This window comes from Kineosporia corallincola, from assembly GCF_018499875.1.
In the GTDB taxonomy this organism is placed as follows: Bacteria; Actinomycetota; Actinomycetes; order Actinomycetales; family Kineosporiaceae; genus Kineosporia; species Kineosporia corallincola.
The window spans coordinates 1-20,635 of sequence record NZ_JAHBAY010000002.1 but is presented as its reverse complement, the minus strand read 5'-3'; the positions used below and the strand labels follow the sequence as shown (position 1 = coordinate 20,635).

The 20,635-nt window shown below is 67.0% G+C and carries 1 protein-coding gene (cut by a window edge); it reads right to left on the bottom strand.

Features of this window, described 5'->3' with window-relative positions; translation table 11 throughout:
- On the bottom strand, positions 1-20,504 hold the beginning of the coding sequence (locus tag KIH74_RS04400) for a hypothetical protein (RefSeq protein WP_214154456.1). Its footprint begins 22,195 nt before the window's first position; the window shows 20,504 of its 42,699 coding nt (coding positions 1-20,504); its start codon is at positions 20,502-20,504; the stop codon falls past the left edge of the window.
- Positions 20,505-20,635: the final 131 nt, after the last annotated feature.

Genomic DNA, 20,635 nt, shown 5'->3' with positions numbered 1-20,635 from the left:
GCTCGGACCAGGGCCGAAGTCGCGGCCGACTCGAAATCGGGCGCCTGCACCCCGGGCGACGACAGTTGCTGCTGAAGACGCGGATTCGTTCCCAGGACGCGGGAGTAGTCATGGTAGATGGCGCCCGGAACCAGGTTTCGCCGTTTCAGCTCGCTGGCGTGAGCCTGGCCCATGAAGACGAACGCGATGCCCTGTTCCGACTTGAAGCCGGCCACCGTTGCGCGGGCGGCTGCCGCCAGGGAGAGATCTCTCCAGCGGTACAGGCGCGACTCGATGGTGTCGAGCGCGGCCACCTCGGCCTTTTCGTCATCCCTCAGCGCCGGGTCAGCCGGCAGGCGGGTCTCGATCTCCGGCGGTACGGCCTCCAGCAGCCGCTTGAGGCTGGTCAGGAATGTGCCGAAGTCAGCGGTTCCCTTGCTCCGCCATGTCGTGAGAGCTTGCTTGAGCGAGGGTACCTTCGCGGCCTCGTCCATGAAGGGAGCAAGCTCGTCGTGGCCCTGGCGCCGGGCCGCAGCCAGATTGCGCTGCGCCGGACCAGCACCGTGCGGCCCTCGGGCTTGCACCTCATGGGCCACGTCCTCGGAGAGTGCCCAGGCCATGAGGAGTGTCGAAAGACTCGCCCTGTCCCAGTACTGGACCAGATCGGGGAAGTCCGGCGCGCGGTCCAGCTCCTTCCGCAGCTTCCTCGCCGTCCATGCGATTTTGGGAAAGATCGACTCCCCGCCGTGAACTGCCCAGTTCCCGTCCTCGGGGATCCGCAACTGCCGCAGCCGGAAGCTCAGCATCGTCTTGAGCAGGGCGTGCAACGCCGGACTCGCAGTCAGGTCGTCGGTCGGGATGCTCTCGTCGATGAACCTGGGGAACGGCCTGTCACCGGAGACAGCCCGCAGGATCTGGCTCGCCTCAATGAAATCGTGTTCCTCACCGATGAGGTGCACGGCGCCCTTGGCGAACTCGATCAGGAGGCCGCGATGGTGCGGTCCGGGGAGTCGACCGCGGTAGTGGGTGTCCTCCCCGTCCATCAGGAAGACGCCGGCCCCGTCCATCGGAGGTTCGGCGACGAGAGACCGGGCGCGGCCGGAGCTCACGCCGATGTACGGCACCCGGTCCGCGACGGCGGCCCGGATCGCCGACCGCAGCGACAGCTCCCGCCAGGCCGTGAACGTGTGCAGAGGGTCGGTCAGACTTCCCACGAAGGCCAGCTCCTGCCGGCTCAGCATCGGGTCGAGCGGGAGCCGGGCCTGCATCGCCGCGCTGAAGGCCAGCAGGTATCGCCGCAGGCCGATCAGGAAGGGAGCGGGAAGAGCCGTGCCCGATGCGTCGAGCCACGTCTTCAAGGCCGATCCCAGGGTGACGCCCGGGAGCAGCCGGTCGAAGAACGGCTGGAGTTGCGGCCCGACCTCCACGGCCACCTCGGACAGGTGGGTCTCGCTGTCCCCCACTCCGGTGCCGGCGGTGTAGTCGGCCCCCGTCTCCCGCACGTCCCTGGCATACGCCCAGGACGCCTCCAGCGCCAGAGCCGCCTGATCGCCCCAGTACGGCTGCGACAGGGCCCCGAACCCGTCCCTCTCGTCCAGCCCCTGGCCGATCCGCTGCACGGCCCAGCCGAGGCGAGGGTAGATCGACTCGGCCCCAAAGGCGCCCCAGTCGGAGTCGGGATCGATCCCGAGCCGCTGGAAGTCGTCTTCCAGTTGCCGCGTGAGGATCTCGCGCAGCTCGGGGCGTTCACTCAGGTCGTCGTTCGGGATCCTGTCGTACAGGAATCGGCCGAAGGAGCGGTCCCCGTACACCGCCGCCAGGGGTTCGCTCAGATGGGACGTGGTGGGGTCCAGGCCGAGGATGTTGCTGTTGCCCTCCGGCAGGAACCGCACCCAGGCGCCGGCCCGGTGCGGACCGGGCAGGTTCCCGATGTCGACCGTCTCGCCGGCGACGAAACGCTCTAGCTCCCGCTCGCTTTCGAAATGACGGACGAGGCCGTCGTCCACCAGCTCGGCAACCTCGGCGTGGGCGTACAGCGGGTGATCGGCGTCAACCCTGACCTGTCCCACCCAGGTGTTGCCGGGCGCGGAGACCGCGCCGGCATCCTGTGTGCCCGCGGCGTTCCAGTACGGACTGAGCTGCCGGTTCAGGAAGTCGGTCGAGGATTGCTCCGGGTCCGTCAGACCGGACATCTCCACGTCATCGGACATCGACAGATCACCGGTCAGGGCGACCAGTCCGGAGTCTGCCGAGGTCCCCGGTCCTCCCTGGGCCCTCGCGGTGGCGAACCAGCGGTGGCCGTACCGCGGCCCCATCCCGTGCGCGACCTTGACCAACACGAGCTGAGGGCGGGCGGGAAGACCGGAGGGGTTTCCCTGAACCACCTCCCGGGAACCATTTTCCGACACGTATTCGAGATCGAGGCCCAGCGCCTGCGCGACCGCGACAATCGCCCAGTCGCCCCTCACCCCGCGGACGTCGTACGCCCGGCCCGCAGCTATCCGATCGGCGGCATCACCGACCTCACTCCCCACGAAGCCTGCGAATTCCGCGCTGCGGGAACGAATGTGATCCGCCGTACGCCGCATCAGGTCACGCGCGAAATCTTCCTCGGCCAGCTCACCCAGATGCATGCCCGCATGGACCATGGTCCGGACCACCGCCGCGTAGAGGCCCCATCCCGGCCCCACCACCGGATCTGCCACCAGACCCAGCCCACCCAGGACGGCTTCCTGATCCGCCGACACCAGATACCCCGCAAGCCAGGTCTCAGGACCCCGGACCGGCTCGATTCCCGAAATCTCGGAGAATTCCGCCCCCAGCGATCCGGCCGAAGCCGACATCCAGCTGCCCAGCTCGTCAGGAGTCAGCTCGACGACACCGAACTCTTCATTGTTCTGCGCATCAACCGCTGCGAACGGGTAGAGGCGCTGGCCCGGTGCTCCTTCGACAACACTGAACCAGACATAACTTTGAGGACCATCGACGGTCATGTTCGCGCCGATGTCCTTCACATCCAGTGAGCGCATGCCGATACTGATCCGCCCTCCACGGACCGGTCGCAGGAAGGAGGCCAGAGCCGGAATCCGGGCATCGTCAGCTTCACGCACCCATTCCGCGGCACGCTCTTTCACTTCGAGTTCGGAGTTTCTCACCCATCCGAAGCGAGGAGCCTCCTGCTCCTCGTGTTCCGCAACCTGACGGATGGCCTTGAACGGATCCCGGAAACCACGGTAAGGATGCTCAGCAACGGTGAGTTCGATGGCCTTCCTCATCCGCACCCCGACGGTGATGGACCTGTTCAGAGCATGCACCGTCCCGTCGCGACGAACCTGGCGCGGCTCCTCTTCGAGCAGAAGCGCTGTATCACTCTGCACCGCCAGCAAAAACGCGGCCTCGGCCTCCTGAGATTCGGTGTCCAGCTCTTCGGGGCTCATGACCAGGGCGAGGTCAGCGGCCTTCGATCGCAGGACTTCGATCTCATCCGGCGCGAGACGAACCGTCCAGAAATGATGGTCATGCTTCCCGTCTTCGAGTGCACGGGTCACCAGGATCGGATGTATATCCTCTTGCGGCCCCTGCGGGGAGAAGATCTCGACCCTGACGCGCGTTCCTGCCCAATCGCGGCCACCGACGTACAGTCCGTCACCGATGTTCATCTTCGATTCCGGCCCGATGAGCAGACTGAGCGTGAGCCGCGAGGGTTGCCGCTGCCAGAGGGCCTGCCGGATCACCGTCACCGCGTCGCGATCGTCCGGCAGGGTGAACTCATTCTCGAGTTCGAAGAGACTCATAACCGTCGCATCCGCCGGAGGACCGGTGTGAGCCGCAAGGGCCATCAACTGGTCTTCGGTGATGTGAAGCCATCTGAATCGATCCTGTTCCTCCGGCTGCCCGTTCACAGGAAGCAGGTGGGCCCGGAACGGGAAGGGTACTCTGGCGGTCCCCGGCACTTCAGGACCCGGATAGATCCTGGCTGCCACCCACCCGAGTGACCAGTCCGCGCCCAGCCCTACGACATGGGGCTGAAGGTTTATGTCTCCCTCAGCGCGAAGCTTTCGGAGGAAAACGCGAAGTGGAGCCACCCTCGCGGCCTCTGCGGCCTCGACGGCCCGCTCCGCACTTCTGTTACTGAAGTCCGGGGCCGAGAATCGGGGAACGGCGAGGATCCCGCCACCGGGCTCGGCTCCCTCAAGGGCGGTCGCGACCGCCTTCCCCTTCACGTCGGTCACACCAGCCGGCGCTGTCACCGTCGCGAACCAGCGATGGGGGGCAGCCTCATCGCTCTCGTGCTCGACCCTGACGAGCGAGAGACGACGCTCCGGCCTCTCCACGGCGAAGGGACCGGTCCGGATGACCTCCCACGAACCATCCGGCGACAGGTACGCCAGATCGAGGTCCAGCATCTGGGCCACCGCGATGACGGCCCAGTCATCATTCGGGCCACTGGTGTCGGAGTCCTCGCCCTGGCCTATCCGCTCGGCCGCGGCGGCAGCCTCACCCGTCTCCATGGGATCGAAATCCGTTACCCGGGAGACGATGTAGTTCGACGTTTGCTTCATCAGATCGCGCTCGGCCTGCAGCCGATCCATCGTGCCGAAAGGCAGCATCATTCCGGCACGGCCCATCGTCAGGATGACCGCCGAGTACAAGCCCCGTCCAGGCCCCTCCGGGATGGGCACGGCCAGCAGGCGTTCTGTCACCAGCGTCGCTTTCTGGTTTTCCGACAGCGCATAGTTAAAAACGCCTGGGATCGCTCGGAATTCCGCTCCCAGGGCACCGGCAGACGCATCGATCCAATCGGCGACCTCACCCGGTGTCAGCTCGACGGCACCGAATTCCTCGGTTCCATCCTGCGAAGTCGCCACGAAGGGATAATGGTTACTGTCCGATGTTGCCGGATAGACATCAAACTGGACCAACTGCCCAGCAAAAGCAGCATTGATCAGCGGAGACCGCGTGCCGACACTGATCTTGCCCTCGTCATTGACAGTCCGCAGAAAGAAAGACAGGGGTGGCACCTTGGCAGCCCTGGCAGTCTTGATCAGAGCCGCAGCACGTTGCTTCAGCTCCACGGCCGGGCGCTTCACCCAGCCAAACACCGGTTGCTCCGCGAGGTCCTGTGCAGCTTGCCCGTTGTCAGTTTTTTGTGGTGTGAGAACAGCCCGGAACGGGTCCAAGAAACCACCCTCAGGGTGGTCGTAGACCGTTATCAAAACCTTCTCTCTTGCCCATTCTCGCTTCACGAATATGGACATTTTCCAAACCTGCGTCCAGCCTTCCTTGTAGATGACATGAGGCGATTCGTCGAGTGTGCGGAGCTGATTTTTCTGTTCCGCTTGGCGGAAAGCTTCCTCGGCTTTAACAGACTGAGCCGCCCTCTCCTCGGGCGTCACCCTGACCGCTTGCATGGGCGCCCTCGACTTCATGGACGCAAAATCTTCACTTGTGAGGAGAATCGACCAGAAATGAAGACTCTCTTCACCATTCTTCATCATGAACGCCAGAAGGAATGGGTACTGGCGCTTTTCCGCGGAAGACTGTGAGGTTGCTGGATAAGGCGGGTAAACCTCGATCCGAGCTCGTTGTCCGGCCAGCTCATGGCCCCCCACAAATGTTTCCTGACCGGCCAGGCTCACCCTCGCCTCTTTACTTAAGACTGCGGTCAGCGTTGCCTGCGAGGGCTGTTCCTTTGCGAGAGCCTGCCGGATGCTCTCTGCCGCGTCCTCCTCATCGGCCCGGAGCGGATCTTGCCTGACGGAAGGCTTCTGCCGGCGAGCGACGACCGGCTGATTGCTGGACCCGGCCTCCGGCTCGGAGTCAACGGCGGCCGTCAATGCTGTCCTGACACCTGCCCCAAGTCCTTCGGGCCGCGGGTTTCCGTAGTGGTCTGCCCACCACCGGGCCGCGTGCTCAGCTTCCGCCTCCCCGTAGCTCCACAGTTGGGCGGCAACCAGCTCAGACATGTCCTTCAGCCGCTGAAGATATTCCGACGAAACCGCTTCGGAATCGGACGGCACAATTCCTTGCAACTCCATCCGGGGACGACGGGAATGGCCGAGCGTCAGCATCCACGCCTGTTGCTGCAGGTTGTCCCGCGCCTCGTCCGGCACATTGAGCAGAAGATTCCTGGCCTCGGCCAGGGCATTCTCCACAACCGAGATGTCGTACTGCGCGAAATGCTCCGGGAAACGCGCCACCGGATCAGGCTCAAAAACTCTTAGCGTCGAAGGGATCTGCGCCGGGCCCCCGAACTCGGAAACCGTGTTGACGACCACCCCCGTAGCGGCCTGCACTCCTCCCTCGACGAAGCCATCTGCCCGGTCACCGAGCTCAGCACCGGCCGGGGCCGGCACGCTGGCTCCCGGCGCATCCTTGACATCAGAAGGCGCCTTCACGGTCGCGAACCACTGCGGCCTGTTCACCAGAGGCTCCAGATGGGCAACCTTGATCAGTGTGAACAGCGGGTTCCCGTCGTCGAACTCGGAAAGAGAATTCTTGACCACCCGCCGGACACCGTCCGGCAGCACATAGGCAAGATCGATACCCAGGGCCCCGGCCAGCGCGATGACGGCCCAGTCGCCTCCGGGTCCCGTGATGTCATACGACCCGTCGTTGGCGATGCTCTCCGCTGCCGCCGTGGCAGCCTCGGTCCCACCGGCAAGTTCTGCGAAATTCATCGCACGAGAATGGATGTGATAAGCCGTACGCTGCATCAGATCTCGTTCGACAACATCGAGATCTCCGCTTCCGGGCGGCAGCATCGGCACGTCCGCCATGGCCAGCGTCGCTGCCGCATAGAGCCCTGCCCCCGGCCCGTGAACCGGCCTCGGTACCAGACCCGCCGTGCTCAGGGCTGCCCGCTGTGCCGGCGACAAGACGTAGCCCGCGGGCCACCCGTAACCGTCCGGCCACCCGTCGAGACCCCGGATCCCCCGGAACTCTGCGTTGGACGCGCCCGCGGACGCAGCTACCCAGCCTTCCCACTCACCCGGGGTGAGCTCGATGAAACCGAATGCCTCGCCGCTCGCGTGAACGGCCGCGAAGGGGTGGACCCGGCCGTTAGGTAGGGCCTTGTAGACGTCGAACCTGACCGTCGAACTGGCCCACGCCTCGTTCACTTGAGGCGAATGCGTCCCGATGCTGATCTTGCCGTTGGCATCGACGAGGCGCGCGAAAGAAGCGCGGGGCCGTACCTGTTGCTCCCTCAGGTTCAGCACCGTAGCCCGGGCGCGGTCGCTGATCTCGCGCGGCGAGCGCTTCCGCCAGCGGTAACGCGGTTCGTCCTTCCCGGAAAGATCTACGGCTTGCAGTGGATCCCTGAAACCGCCCCAAGGATCACGGAAAACCGTTACCTCGACATCTTTTGCCGCCCAATCGACTCCCAGGGACGGTTGGTGACCCAGAACCGATACCTTTCCCCCGACACCGACCTTTCCCTTGTCACGGCCTAACAGCAGACGCGACTGATCCTGCGCTGTGCGGAATGCGAGCCTTGCGGCCTCGTTCTCACTTTCCAGTTCCTCTTTACTGAACCTGATTCGCCCGGATTTCTCTTCGTCCTTGATGACGGAGAGATCATCTTCGGTGAGGATGATCGAGCGGTAGTCATGAACCTCCTCTTCATCATTTTTCGACCAGGCCAGGAAGATCCGGTACATGCCATCGCTTGAAAAACCGCGATAGAGCTCAATACGCACGCGCGCGAACACCCATGCAGGGTCGCCTATTATCAGACGGCGCTCGATGCCCAGTTTCACCCTTTGCTCGAAATCAACGATACGGCTGAGGGAAATGTCTGAGGGCCGCCCATTCACAAATGCTTGACGAATGAATCGTGCGGCGGTTTCGTCATCCGGTAGGGGCATGCCCCCTGTTCTACGCTCGGGGACAGTCTCCGAAAGCCTGGCCACCTGCTCCGCGGTGAGGTTCGCCCATCGGAAGCGATCCGGGTCTGCCGGCATGTCTCTGCTAGCCCGGAACGGATAGCGTTGCTTCTGGTTCCCCGCGGGAACGGGATAGATGGAGACGGTTACCTGCGCATGTGCCCAATCTTTGTCCACCGTGGGGTTCAGCGGGGAGAGATGCACCTTCCCGGTGCCCTGCAGCACCCGCTGGACAACTTTGACTGGCGGCGTCCCGGCCTGGATCGCCGCATTGACCGCCTGCTCGGCTGCAAGCTGATCATCCGCCCCGGACAATTTTCCGACAACCACAGCGTTGCTGGGCCCGGCCACCGCGCCGCGCTTCGGGCCCGTGCCCCCGAGACCATCCGGTCGTGGATTGCCGTACCTCTGCGCCCAGACCCGGGCGGCTTCATCGGCTGCCTCAGCGCCTTCTTCGATCAGCTCGGCGGCCACCAGATCGGCGATGTCGAGCAGGCGACGCTGGTAGTCGCCGGCCGGGGCGGCGCCTTCGGACGACTCCAGTGCTGTCCGCGGCCGGCGGGAGTACTGCGTCGTGAGGTGCCGCGCCTGCTGCTGCACAAGCTCTCGTCGATCCTGCGGCAACTGGTCAAGGCGCTCGGCCGCTTCTTGCAGGGCCTGCAGCAGGGCGGCCTTCTGCTCCCGGGAGAAGCTCTCCGGGAAGCGGCCCACCGGATCGGCCTCGAATTCCCGGACGGACGAGGCCGGCCGGGAATCGAAGATCCGGATGTCCGGCCGGTCGGCCGTTCCCCGCCGGCGCAGGTGCGGCACCTGGTCACCGCCGACACCGGCGTACCGCACACCACGATCCGCGGCCCGATGCAGCCCTTCGTCCAGGACCCGATCGCCCCATTCCCGGAAGAACTGCGAGTCGGGGACATTCGCCAGGCGCATCCGGTCCTCGGCACTCAGCCGGTCGTCACTGGCGATCTGGTCGCGCATCGCCCGGCCGAGGTCTGCGGCGAAACCCCGGAGTGCCGGCAACACGTTGCTCTCGACGAAGGCTGCACCCCGCGCGAGGCGAAGATGGTCCAGCGCAGCACCGACACTGCGGTACTCCCCCAGCCAGGCGACGCTGAGAAGGTCGTTCAGGAGCGGCGTTACGGTCGCGACCCCGGTGTCCTGCGCGTACCAGCGACCCAGGACGAGGTCGCGGTAGGTGTTACTCGTCAGGGTGCTCACATCGCTCAGCCGGTCGAGCACCTGATCCGCGGCCAGGCCGATCCGGGCCGTCAGGGAACCCAGACCGGAGGAGTGGTGCGACACGCCGGCCGGCAGTCCCAGGAGGGCGTAGAGCCCGGCATCGATCTCCTCGACAGCCTGGCGCGTGTTCGGTAGCGCGCTCAGGTCCTCCGCGGGGATCTGCTGATGGACGACGCTCGGGAGCTCGTTCCTCCCGTTGTCCCGGGCCTGGCGCGACACGGCCCGGACAACAGATCCGGCCGAGGGCGATCCGGCCTGTTCGGCCAGGAGGTTGAGACCCACCGGGGAGAATCGCACACGGGTGCCGGCGTGCGGTCCGTCGACGAGCAGTCCGATGTGGTCGGTGAGCCCCAGGTGGTAGGCGCGGGCCTCGTCCTCGTCCTCGAACATCCGGGACCGGCCGTCGACGTCGGTTCCGGTGAACCAGCGGTCGACCTCGGAACTCACGTCACGGAACCGGGCCTGCGGCACGAGGGTCCGGACCGTCCGGGCGTGATCGGCCGCCATGAAGACGAAGGGCACGCCGTTCTGCACGGCCCGGCGGACCGCCGCCGCCCGGGAGAACTCGCGCCACTGGGCGAGACGGTCAGACAGTCTGGGCGTTTCGGCCAGCTCGGCCCGTTCCCCGGCCGTCAGGGCCGGGTCGGTGGCCGCGCGGGACCCGATCTCCCCGATCAGGCTGCTCAGGAAACGCGTCAGCAGATCGTTCCAGGTGTCGGGATGGTTCTCGCGCCACGCCCACAGCACCACGCTCAGCCCGTCGCGCTGAGAACTGTTCACCCGGTCGAAGAACGGAACCAGCGCCACCTCAAGGTCTTCCCAGGCCCGGGCGAGGGATCCCTGGGCCGGGCTGACCTCGATCGGGGACCGGTCGGCAACCTGGGCGAACACGTCCTCGGCATGGGCCCGGGCCAGCCGGAGGTAGGCCATGACCTCCCGGTCGAAATCACCCCAGAGGCTCGCGAGGTTCGTTGCAGAGGCTGATTCCAGGGACGCCCGCAAACGGTCCATGGCCTGGGCCAGCCGCGGGAGGATCGACTCGCCGCCGTGAACGGCCCAGTCCTGCCCGTCCTGGCCCGTGGTGATCCGGTAGTCCCGGAACCGCGGTGCCAGCTGATCCTCCAGAACCCTTCTCAGGGCCGGGCTGCGGCTCAGGTCGTCGTTCGGGATGTCACCGTCGAGGAACATCGGGAACGATCCCCCGGCGGCGACCGCCTCCAGGAACTGGTGACCGGGAACGGACTGGGAACTCACGCCGAGCAGGTGAGTACGGTTCTTGGCGAACCGGACGTGGATGTCCTGATGGTGCGGGCCGGGGAGGTGACCGCTGTAGTGCGTGTCCCGGACGTGGTCGACCAGCATCCGGAAACTGGCGAACCGGTGCGTCGCCCCGTCGGCGACCAGAGCTCGCGCCCGGTAGGAATCGAAAATCCAGTGCTGTCGGGAGAGTTCGACATCGCTGACTTCGATGCGGCCGGGAGTGGTCACCGGGGCGGGCACCGCAGCCGTGGGGACGGCGTCCAGGCTTCCCTCCAGCCCACGCCCGACGTCGGCGGACGACAGAACGAATCCGTCCGGCGTCATCACCAGAACCATCGTTCCCCACAGGGCGGGAGGCATGTCGGCCAGAGGACGCAGCTGCTCGCCCGCCCCACCGGTCCGGTCCCACCACAGGGGCGGCCGATCGGCGTGCCCGAACAGCAACGTCATCCGGGTTCCGTCCGGTCCCCGGTGGGCGAGCCAGGCCATGGAACTGTCGCCCAGGTGCATCATCAGCCGGGACAGGGCGTCGACCGCGCCCGCGGGCGGCAACGCGGCGAATCCGTCAGCCCCCAGCACCCTGACGATGTCCGCCAGTGTCGGCGCGTTCTGGCGGCCGGAGGTGTCCTGCCCTCTCATCGCCGAGGCAATGGCATGGTTGCGCGCGACGTCGTCGTCCATCGCCGCGAACGGCCTCAGCCAGTTCTCCAGAGCGGGAACGTCGAACCGGGACGGCGTGTCCGTTCCCGTCCCGGACGGCCCTGACTGCTCCCGCAGCTCGGCGGCCGAGAACACCCGGTCGGCGCCCATCGCCCGCTGGAGCTCCTGCAGGCTCATCTCGCCCGGCTCAGCTGCGGGACCGGCGGTCGGGGCGGCCTCGTCGACCGGAGTCGGCGAGGTGACGACGATGTCCGGCACGCTCTGCACCACGGGCACGGCCGGTGTCCGCTGCCGGCCCTCTGCCTGCGCTTCGATCCATTCCCTGAAAGTTCCCACCCGATCCTCTGACACGGCCCGCCGAAGTTCCGCCACCACGTCGATGCCGGCGTCGTAGGCCCGGACCATCAGATCGTTGCCGAGCAACTGGCCAGGCGTCGGACCGGTCCGCTCCAGCATGAGGACGGCGATGGCGTCCTCCCCGCCGGCCAGGGGCTCACCGTTGCGCCGCATGTCCCGGACGCGTGCGGCGACGACGTCGGCGCTGATGCCGGCCGCCTGGGCCGCGGCGAGCTGATCGAGGCCGGAAAGCCTCACCAGTCGCGCAATCTCCGCATGAACCGGTCTCTTCCAGGTCACCGTCCGGGAGTCCCGGCCGGTCCGGTGCGGACGGGACTCGACGGTGATCTCGACCTGTGAATAGTCGCGGCCGAACCGCTGGAAAGGCACGACCCGGATCGTCACGACATCGGTGTAGTTCGCGCCGACCCGGGACGAGAGCTGGAAACTCACCTCAGGGGTCAGGTTACGCAGCACCCAGGTCCGGAGCTGCATCAGGGCCTGGTGCTGCACGTCGCGGTCGAACTCGACGCGGCCACCGTTCATCATGTCGGTCAGCGCCCGGCGGTCCGGCACCTCACCGGTGGCCCGGAAGGCGTGGTAGCCCTCGCTGGACAACACCGGGAAACCGGTCTGCCGCAGTCCGTGTTCGATCGTGTCAAGGATCATCAGCCGGTGGGCGTCCACCGGCTGCCCGCCCCAATCCAGTGCCACGGGGGCCGGCGGCGCTCCCACCCACCACGGCTCGTTGCCCTCGGGGAGAACCTGACCGTCACGAACGACGTTGACGAAGTCCCCGACCTGCCGGCTGACGGTGCGGTAGAGAGTGCCCGGGGAACCGGCGGGCAGCGAGAACCTCAGTGCGTACACCAGATCCACCGGGAGCTTGCCGGCCAGATCCGCGGCGAGCCGCAGGTCGATCGGATGCGCCAGCCAGAACTGGTTCCCCGAGGCCGAATACTCCCGCAGGGCTGCCGGCAGATGGTCGGAAAGCTCTTCCAGAGAGGGTTCTTCCGAACCACGGCCGGTTCTCGAGGGCGGGGTCGCGATCTGGAGGACACGCCAGTCCTGCAGGGCCGCCTGAGGCGCGGGGCGGGTCACCCGGGCGGTCAGCGAGCCCGTCCCGGTCACGGCCGGGACGCTCGGGACTCCCTGAGACGATCCGGCTCGCAGCGCTCGCGCTTCCTCGATCTCGGCGGAGACTTCGTCCCGCAGGGCGTTCAGCCACCCGCCGTCACGGGCGCGCTTGAACATCCCGTCCACGTCGATACCCAGCTCCCGGGCCTCTGCCGCCAGCTCCCGCAAGTGGCTGTCGGCGTCTTCCGGGCCTGCGGCCGGGGCGCCACCCGGCAGCTCGGCCGCCTGCAGGTGCAGGTCGTCACGGGCGTAAACCTGGAAGACGTGCCAGGCCAGGTCCTGCCGGTTGCGGCCCGCGCTGCCCGGGCCCCGCGTCAGCAACTCGGTCGCGATCTCCTCGACCCGATCGCGGGAGGGCAGCCGATGCTTGGCCCGGATGCCGGTCCGCAGCAGCTCCGCGTTGACGGTCACATGCACGTACGACAGGTCGTCGGGCGTCATCCGGCCGGGCTGTGACTGCGTTCCGGTGACGTCGTGGGGACCGCCGAGGACCTGCTCGATGTGCCCATCAAGGTTTTCGTGCGGCTCCACCGGCGCCGGGACGGTCTCCCACCTCTGGAGCATCGAGGTCATGAGGGCACGCAGGGAGAGTGTGTCCTGGCTACCGGGGATCCGCGCCGGCAGGTCCAGGAGATCATCCTCGCCCAGCAGGGCCGGCAGGTCCGGTCGACCGGCCAGGAAATCATCCCCGAGTCGTTGCGTCAGTTCCCCGGCGTGCTCGGCCAGCCACTCGCCCACCGTCGGCAGAACCGGTCCCAGGTGGTCCGGCAGCGCGCTCAGCCGCGCTCCGTCGATGCCCTCCGAAGAGCCGACCCCGGCCGCGGCGGCCGAGAAGGCGTCGTACACCTCTCCCAGAACCTGCCAGGCCTGCGCCATGTCCGTTCCCGGGAGATCTGAACGGCTTACCAAGGAGCTGATCCCAGGAATGCGGCTACCGCCGCGAGCACTTCCGGGGACCGGTGCGGCAGACTCGCCGGATCGTTGGCTCTCCATGATCGCGGCGCGCAGATTCCAGATCTGCCTCGGACCGAACGTGACGAAATGGTGATCCTCGTAGCCGGTTTTCGGGTCGATGACGGCGAAAGGGTATTTCTCGGCTTCGGGTTCGGTGTCGAAAACTTCTACTCTTACCTGCTTTCCGGCCCACCTCTTCCCCACGGACGCGCGTTTGCCGGCGATCTTCACGGCTCCCCGGTCGGCGACCGTGTCATCAAAGGCTAAGAGGGGGCCACCCTTCACCCGCGCAGCCCGAACGGCCTCCTCAGCCTGTGCATGCACACTACGGCGCCCAGGGTTCCTCAGAGCGGCGACCTGGTCGTCGGTCAGGGTGAGCCAGCGGTACTGCGGATCCCCCGATCCGTCGCGAAGTACCGCTCGGAGCGGGTGCCGATTCCCCCCGGCGGGATTCGCGTACAGCGTGATGTGTACCTGCTGGCTGCCCCACGCCGGTTCCACCTGTACCGAAGCCTGGACGGTGATGGATCCCGTGCTGTTGAGCGTGCGGGGACCATCGACCAGCGGTTGCTGAGTGCTCCGGTCGGCTGCGAGGAACGCTGCCTCGGCCTCCGCGAAATCCTGCCTGTTCCCGACCGCCCCCACACGCCCCCGCAGATTATCGACGCTCGCGTCGGCAACGACAAAGGCATGGTGCGGAGTCCCGTTCTCGTCGCGGCGAGTGACGCGGACCGGATGCACGGTCGTCCCGGGGATGGCGGGAAACACGTCGGCCTCCACGCTCACCCGCGACCATTCCGGACCTCCCAGCCTCACGAAGTTTTTCCAGATCTGGAGCCGGGAATCCTTCCGTGTCGTCGCGCCGAACGTTTGCTGCGGAGCCTGCTGGTGGTCAAGAGCCTCGGTGATCATCTGTTCGGCCGTCGCGTTCAGCTCTGTCAGCGCGTCCAAGGCCGCCCGTGTCAAGGCGGCTCCGATTCCGGCAGCCAGCCGGGCGACCTGATCCTCCTGGAACGGCCCCCACCTGAACCGGTCGGGATGCGTCGGGCCCTGGTGGACGCGCAGGGGATAGCGACTGTCCCAGCTCGGCGGTGGGTAGATGGTGACGGTCACATTCTCCCCGGCCCAGGACGGGCCCACCGAGACGAATTCCTTAGCAATGTTGATGTTGCCCGCAGATCTGACAAGTCGCCTGACACCGGCCTTTGCTGCTACCTGGTCAGCCTCGGCCCGCAGAACCGCCTCCTCCGCGTCACGGTAGTCGTCCTTCGACTGCACGGGCTTGTGCGGCAGCTCGCCTGCCGTGGTATCACTCGACGTTGCTCCGGACCGCAGACCCCTCATCGGGCCGGTCAGCACCGTTCGCAGGAGATGCCCCGCGGACCACGACTGCGTCACGGTGGCGGGGAACGGATACGTGAGCAGCTCGATGTCGTTGGTTCCCAGAACTTCCTCCAGGAACGGGTTCTGGTTCAGGAGCTCGGCGTGCAGGTCTCGGCTGAGCTCACCGGCCGTCAGCTCCAGGAAGGAGGCAGCTGCCGGAGGCAGTTCGGACGAGGCCAGAGCATGCACCTCGGACACGTCGGGAAATACCACGTCTTCGGAAAGGAAGACGTCGGGCAACTTCCAGGCCCAGTCGGCCATCTTCTTGAAGAGAGTGTCGAGGAAACGGGCCACCTGATCGTGCGGGTCGAAAAATCCATGCCGTTGAGCGACACGTTCCCCGAAGCTTTGCGGCTCGGTCTCGTCGGCCTCTGCATCGAGCATGTCGGTGTCGCCGTCGTCGGACAGCCTTGCGGCGACCCGCTCTCCGAAAATCTCCTCCGCCTCGAAGAAATCCTCGTCCGAGAAATTCATGTCGATGTCGGAATCGCCACCACCCCGAAGATTCATCTCCTCAGCGCGCGGTGGGAAGTCGCCGGACGACTCGTCCAGCACATGCCGGGCGATCTCCCCGAGCGTGCGGACCGGATCATGCACCGAGCGGGCCAGGGCCGTCAGATCTGCGTCCTCGGCCGGCACGAGGCCCGGGCGGCCGCTCCTGTCCGCTGTCCACTCGATCTGTGCCCGGAGGTCGGAAAGGGCCGCCTGGAGCTCTTGCCGAGCCGAGGGACGAGGCCTCGGGTCAGGCAGGTCTACCTGGAACCATCGATCGAAGCTCCGGTTCTGCCACGGGAGCGTCTGATCGCCGGTGTTTCCCAGGACGACATCGATCCGAGGGCTTGTGCCGATGATCAGGCTGACCTGCACAGCGCGATTCCGGTCGCCGTCGGCCGGTTCCAGCGTCACGGTCTTCGGGTGGAGGTCCACTCCGAGAAGGCCCAGCGCCGCCAGCGTGGCCCGGATCTGCTCGGGGGCCAGCGCCCGCATCAGCGAATGGTCGGCCGGCCAGGCGAACGGCCCGGCCGTGCCCCTCTCCGGTAGAAGATCATCGTGTTCCAGCTCCATGAGCCGCTGGAACAGCTCGTTCAGGACGGCGTTCCGGGCTTCCTCCAGATATTCATCGTGCAGTCGGTACCACTCGAACTCCACGTTTCCCTTCCCGCGCGGGGCGGCAGAGGATTCGCGTGCCTGGTCCAGTACCCGCTGGACCACCTGCCGCACGTCGCCGTCCGGGGAGGGAGACATGTGCCCCACGACCTGCCGGGAGGGCAGGCCCATCGCCAGACGCAGAAACTCCCGTAGTTCCCTGTCGCCGGCTGACATCCGGACCTCTTCGACCAGAGGACCATCCTCGATCGAGACGTGATCACGCATGGCCATCACGTAGTCATTGGCCGCCTGGAAGAACTCGGGATGTGCCGCACCGGAGAAGTCAGCATCCTCCGACCAGTGAACGCGCTCGGCACCGGACAGCAGAGAGATCACCAGGTCAGGCCGGTGGTCCTTCTGCTCGGGGCTGATCACGGGGTCGACCCGGACGAACCGGCGGCGCCCCTCCAGGACGTCCCCACCGGTGGCGGCCCAGGAAGACACCAGCATCTCCCGCATCCGTTCCGCCGTCTCCATCGCCCCGGAAGGCGTCACGCCCAGGTCTCCGGGTATCAGCCAGACGCGCGGACGGACCACCATCACGTCCGCGTCCGGCCCCACCGGCACCACCCGCGCCGAGAAGCTGTGATGCGCCGTCACCGGAACCGCGGCCGAGCGGAAGGCCAGGTCGGCAAGAATTTTCGCCAGCAGGTCGAACTGCCGGCGTGCGCTCCCTGCCTGATCCGAGGCACCGGTGTCCGACCGCAGTTCCAGTTCCACCAGGCGCAACCCGTCACGGACCAGACTACGGATCGCCCCGGAGTCCAGTCCGGACCATTCGCTCTCCGTGAGATCGGTGTCCAGGAATCGGGAAAGAACCTGCACCGTGGTCAATTCCGGCAGCATGTCGGACTGCACGAACCGCCGGACCAGTTCCGGCACGACCCACGCCTCGAAAATGTCGTCCGAGACAGCCGCCAGAACGGCCAGGGCCCGGTTCACCTCACGTCGCTCCCGCAGCTGGACCAGCGTCTGTGCCCGGCCCAGGGCTCGAGCCAGCCGCAGCAGCGTGTCGCGCTGCTGGAGGGTCAGATCCTCACCGGCCAGCAGGTAGCCGAGCACCTCAGCCGGCTTCGGTGCCTGCAAGCCGGACCCGGGTGCCTGAAGGACGTCGTTCAGCACTTCCCGCTGCAGTTCGACGAATTCGGTTTCGGAGAGCGAACCGGATGGTGCTGCGCGTCGGTTGATCTCGTCGACCACCCGGCGATCGGTGTAGATCCTCAGGTACTGGTCGGGGAACTCGCGCAGATCGGACGGCGGAAGAAGCCCGGCGTCGAACGCCAGACTCTCCACCACGTGCACGAGGACCGGTCGCATCCGGGCGGTCAGTGGCCGGTCGCCGTCCAGAACGGCTACCACCTCCAGCACGGAGGTCTGGGCCGCGCGCCCCGTCCCGGTCGCCCGGAGCGCAACCCGGCCGGAGACGTTCACAACGGTGCCCGCCGGGACGTCCTGGCCCGGGGGGACCTCGAAAGTCAGGTTGGCGTAGCTCGTCTCCGGGTCCGGCTGGAGCCGCTCCTTACCCTTACCCCGGGCCGGGGCGTCTGCTTCGGCGTTCTCCGGGGAATCTACGAGGTGCACCAGCACGATGCCGACCAGCGTCCCGAACGTGATGTCCCCGGTCGGGCCCGCGATCCACAGATCTCGCAGCAGATCGGTGCCCTGGCTCTCCAGTGCCTCACGAACATCGGGATGATCGGCCAGGAACTGCTCAGCCAGGCGCGCGGTCAGCGCCCGGTCGTGATCGATCAGCCACTGCCGGGCGCGCGCCGGGACGGCCCCGGCCCGGCGCGGCAACGAGAGCAGCGGCTCGGCGATCAGCCCGCGCGACGAGCCCGCACCCCGCGCCGCGACGGTGAACGCCTCGTAAACCTGTTCGAGAAGCGTTCTGGCGGACTCCATCTCGATCCCGGGCAGACCGGAGTCGCGCAGCATCGTCACGATCCCGGGGGCCGTCGCGCCCCCCGGGAGCCCTCCACCGCTCAGGCTCAGCCGTGACAGCGGCTCGCCGGTGTCGGAGGAGTCGTCCGAACCGGACACCGATTCGCTGGAGTCCTCGTCGTCCTCGCTCAGCTGCCCTGCGTCCTCCTGCAGCATCCCGGCGAACGTGTCCACGTCCTCCTGGGTGAAGTCATAGTTGTCGTAATTCGGTGTCCAGCCGACGACATCGGCCAGAACGCCGCCACCAGGTTCCTCTTGGTCCCCGGCGTCCGAAGTGTTCGCGGACTCGCCGCCGTCGATGTGAACCGTGGCATCTTGCGTCCCGAGTCCGGGCCCGTTCTCAGCGATCTCGTCCTGGATGTAGGTGATCAACTGAGTGAAGGTCGTCGCCCGTGGTCTCGACAGCCTCACTTCGTCGATGATCTCTTCGAGGATGTTGTCGTCCTCCGGCAACGTCACCGGCAGGCCGTCCGCCCCGGTCATCCGGGCGGCGTGCGCGCGCAGGTCGAGCAGAGCGGCACGGTAACGCTCGACGGTCGAGGGGCGGGGCGGCGGATCGGCCAGGTTCACCTCGAAGAGGCGCTCGGGCAGTTCCTGAGGGTCGGGTCGTGTCTCGTCCCTGCGGTGCCCGGCGGCGACGACGATGCCCGGCCGCAGACCCTGGATCATCTGGACAGCCACGTTCACCAGGACGAAGTCGCCCGGATCGTCTTCGGCCCGCAGCCGCACGACCTCTTCGACGCGCTCGTCACCGGTCTCGGCGGCTTCGGCCACCATCGCGCGGATCCGGTCGGGCGCCAGCGCCTGCCACAACGGCTGCCCGCCGCCCCAGCCGTCCTCGACGGGTTCGGGGAGCAGGCCGTCCAGGCCGAGAGCGACGCTCTCGTCCCACAGCCTGCCCAGCATGTTGTACCGCAGAGCCTCCAGATCCTCGTCCTGCAGCCCGTACCAGTCGGCCTCCCGCCCCGGCCGCCAGCGCCCGGAGGCGTCGTCGACGCTCATCTGGTCCAGCACCAGACGAGCGAGCTGACGAACGTCGTCGTCCACCGAACGAGCGGACCGGCCCGGGGCCCCCCAGTCGGGCAGACCGAGGACGGGCCGGAAGGCGTTGAGGATCTCCTCGTCACCAGCCCCGACCGACAGCGGCTCGAGCAGGACGGCCGCAGGCAGCGCACTCAGTGCTTCTTGCAGGTCGGGATCGATCGGCCGGACGTCCTGCGCATCGTGCTGCACAACGAGAACGGCGTCCGGAATGACCCCTTGCCGAATCCCGATCTGCGGAAGGACCCGGACAAAAACCGTCCGGCCCTCGGTCACGACCCTGGCCGTCGAGTCCCAGGCACTCGTGATCAGCCGGGCCACCCGATCGGTCAGTGCCCGCTCGTCCTGCTCGGTGACGTCGCTGTCACCGCGAACCAGCACGACCTGCGGCCTGATCAGCAGAACCGTGCCCTCCGCGACGTCATACACGTTCGCCGCGAACCCGTACGGCGCCGTGACCGGTCGCAGCGACGACCGCACGGCCGTTTCGGACAAGGCGTCGGCGAAGAGCTCGAGCACCTGGACCCCAGGATTCTCCAGACCCGTTCCGAGGAGGTGCAGTTCCCTCCGGACGGCCTTTCTCAGGTCGACATCATCACTGGCCACGTGCTCGAGAGGAAAGTCAGGGTCCAGGGACGTGTTCAGGACGTGGAGGGGTTCGATGTCCTTCTGCTCGGGCCGTGGGGTTGGCCGGCCGTCCCGGATGTGCCACTGCACCAGGTGCGCGACCAGGCTCTCTTCGGCGTGCCTGGCTTCCAGCTCCAGCGCCACCTCGCCCAGGAGCCTTTCCTCCTGGTCCGTCTGATCGAGATCGAAGAGAACGGACGTCGACTCCACCAGCTGGGACCGGCTCCGCACCCGGGCGAGGACCTGGTAGAGCCGGGCCAGGGTGTACCGCTGAGTGCCGTCCAGCGACTGGTCTCCGGTCAGGTACCCCCGGACCTTCAGGACGGCCGGTGCCCGGCGGGCGTTCCCCCCGGAGACGAGGGCAGACCGGATCAACCCGACGTTGACGGTCCAGAACCACTGACCTCGCTGCACCTCCGTCATGCCTTCGGTGTTCGTCCCCAAACCGGCCCTGCGCGCATTCAGTTCCAGACGCACGAGGCGGATGAGCTCAGCACCCGGGAACTCACGCAGTCCCTCGGGGGGCAGGACCCCGTTCTCGAACGCGAATTGCTCCGCCAGGTGGACCAGGGCCGGCAGCCACGGACGCAGCGCCACCTTGCCCCGCAGGACATCGAACATGTGCTCCGGCGAGGGCAGGCTCTCCGGCGCGGCCAGATCGGTCTGGACAGGCACTTGGCCGGACACCCTGACGACGGCCCGAGCCGGCTGCCCGAGAAGACGGGCACCGGTCGGCCCGGTGCCGCTGTTCGCCTGGTCGTCGGCGAGCCGGGCCAGAACGGTACGGACCAGCCCGGCGAGCGTCAGGTTGCCGGTGGGCCCGCCGATCGGCAGATCCTCGAGACGGAGGCCCTCGTCCCGCAGGTAACCGCGCACATCGGGACTGGCTGCCAGGAACTGCTCAGCCACTCTCCGGGTCACAGCCCGGTCGTGGTCGGCCAGCCACTGCCGCACCCGGGCCGGGAGCGCGCCGACCCGCTCCGGCAGCGATACCAGCGCCTCGACGCTCTGATCCTGCGGAGAGGCGGCGTCGTGCGTGA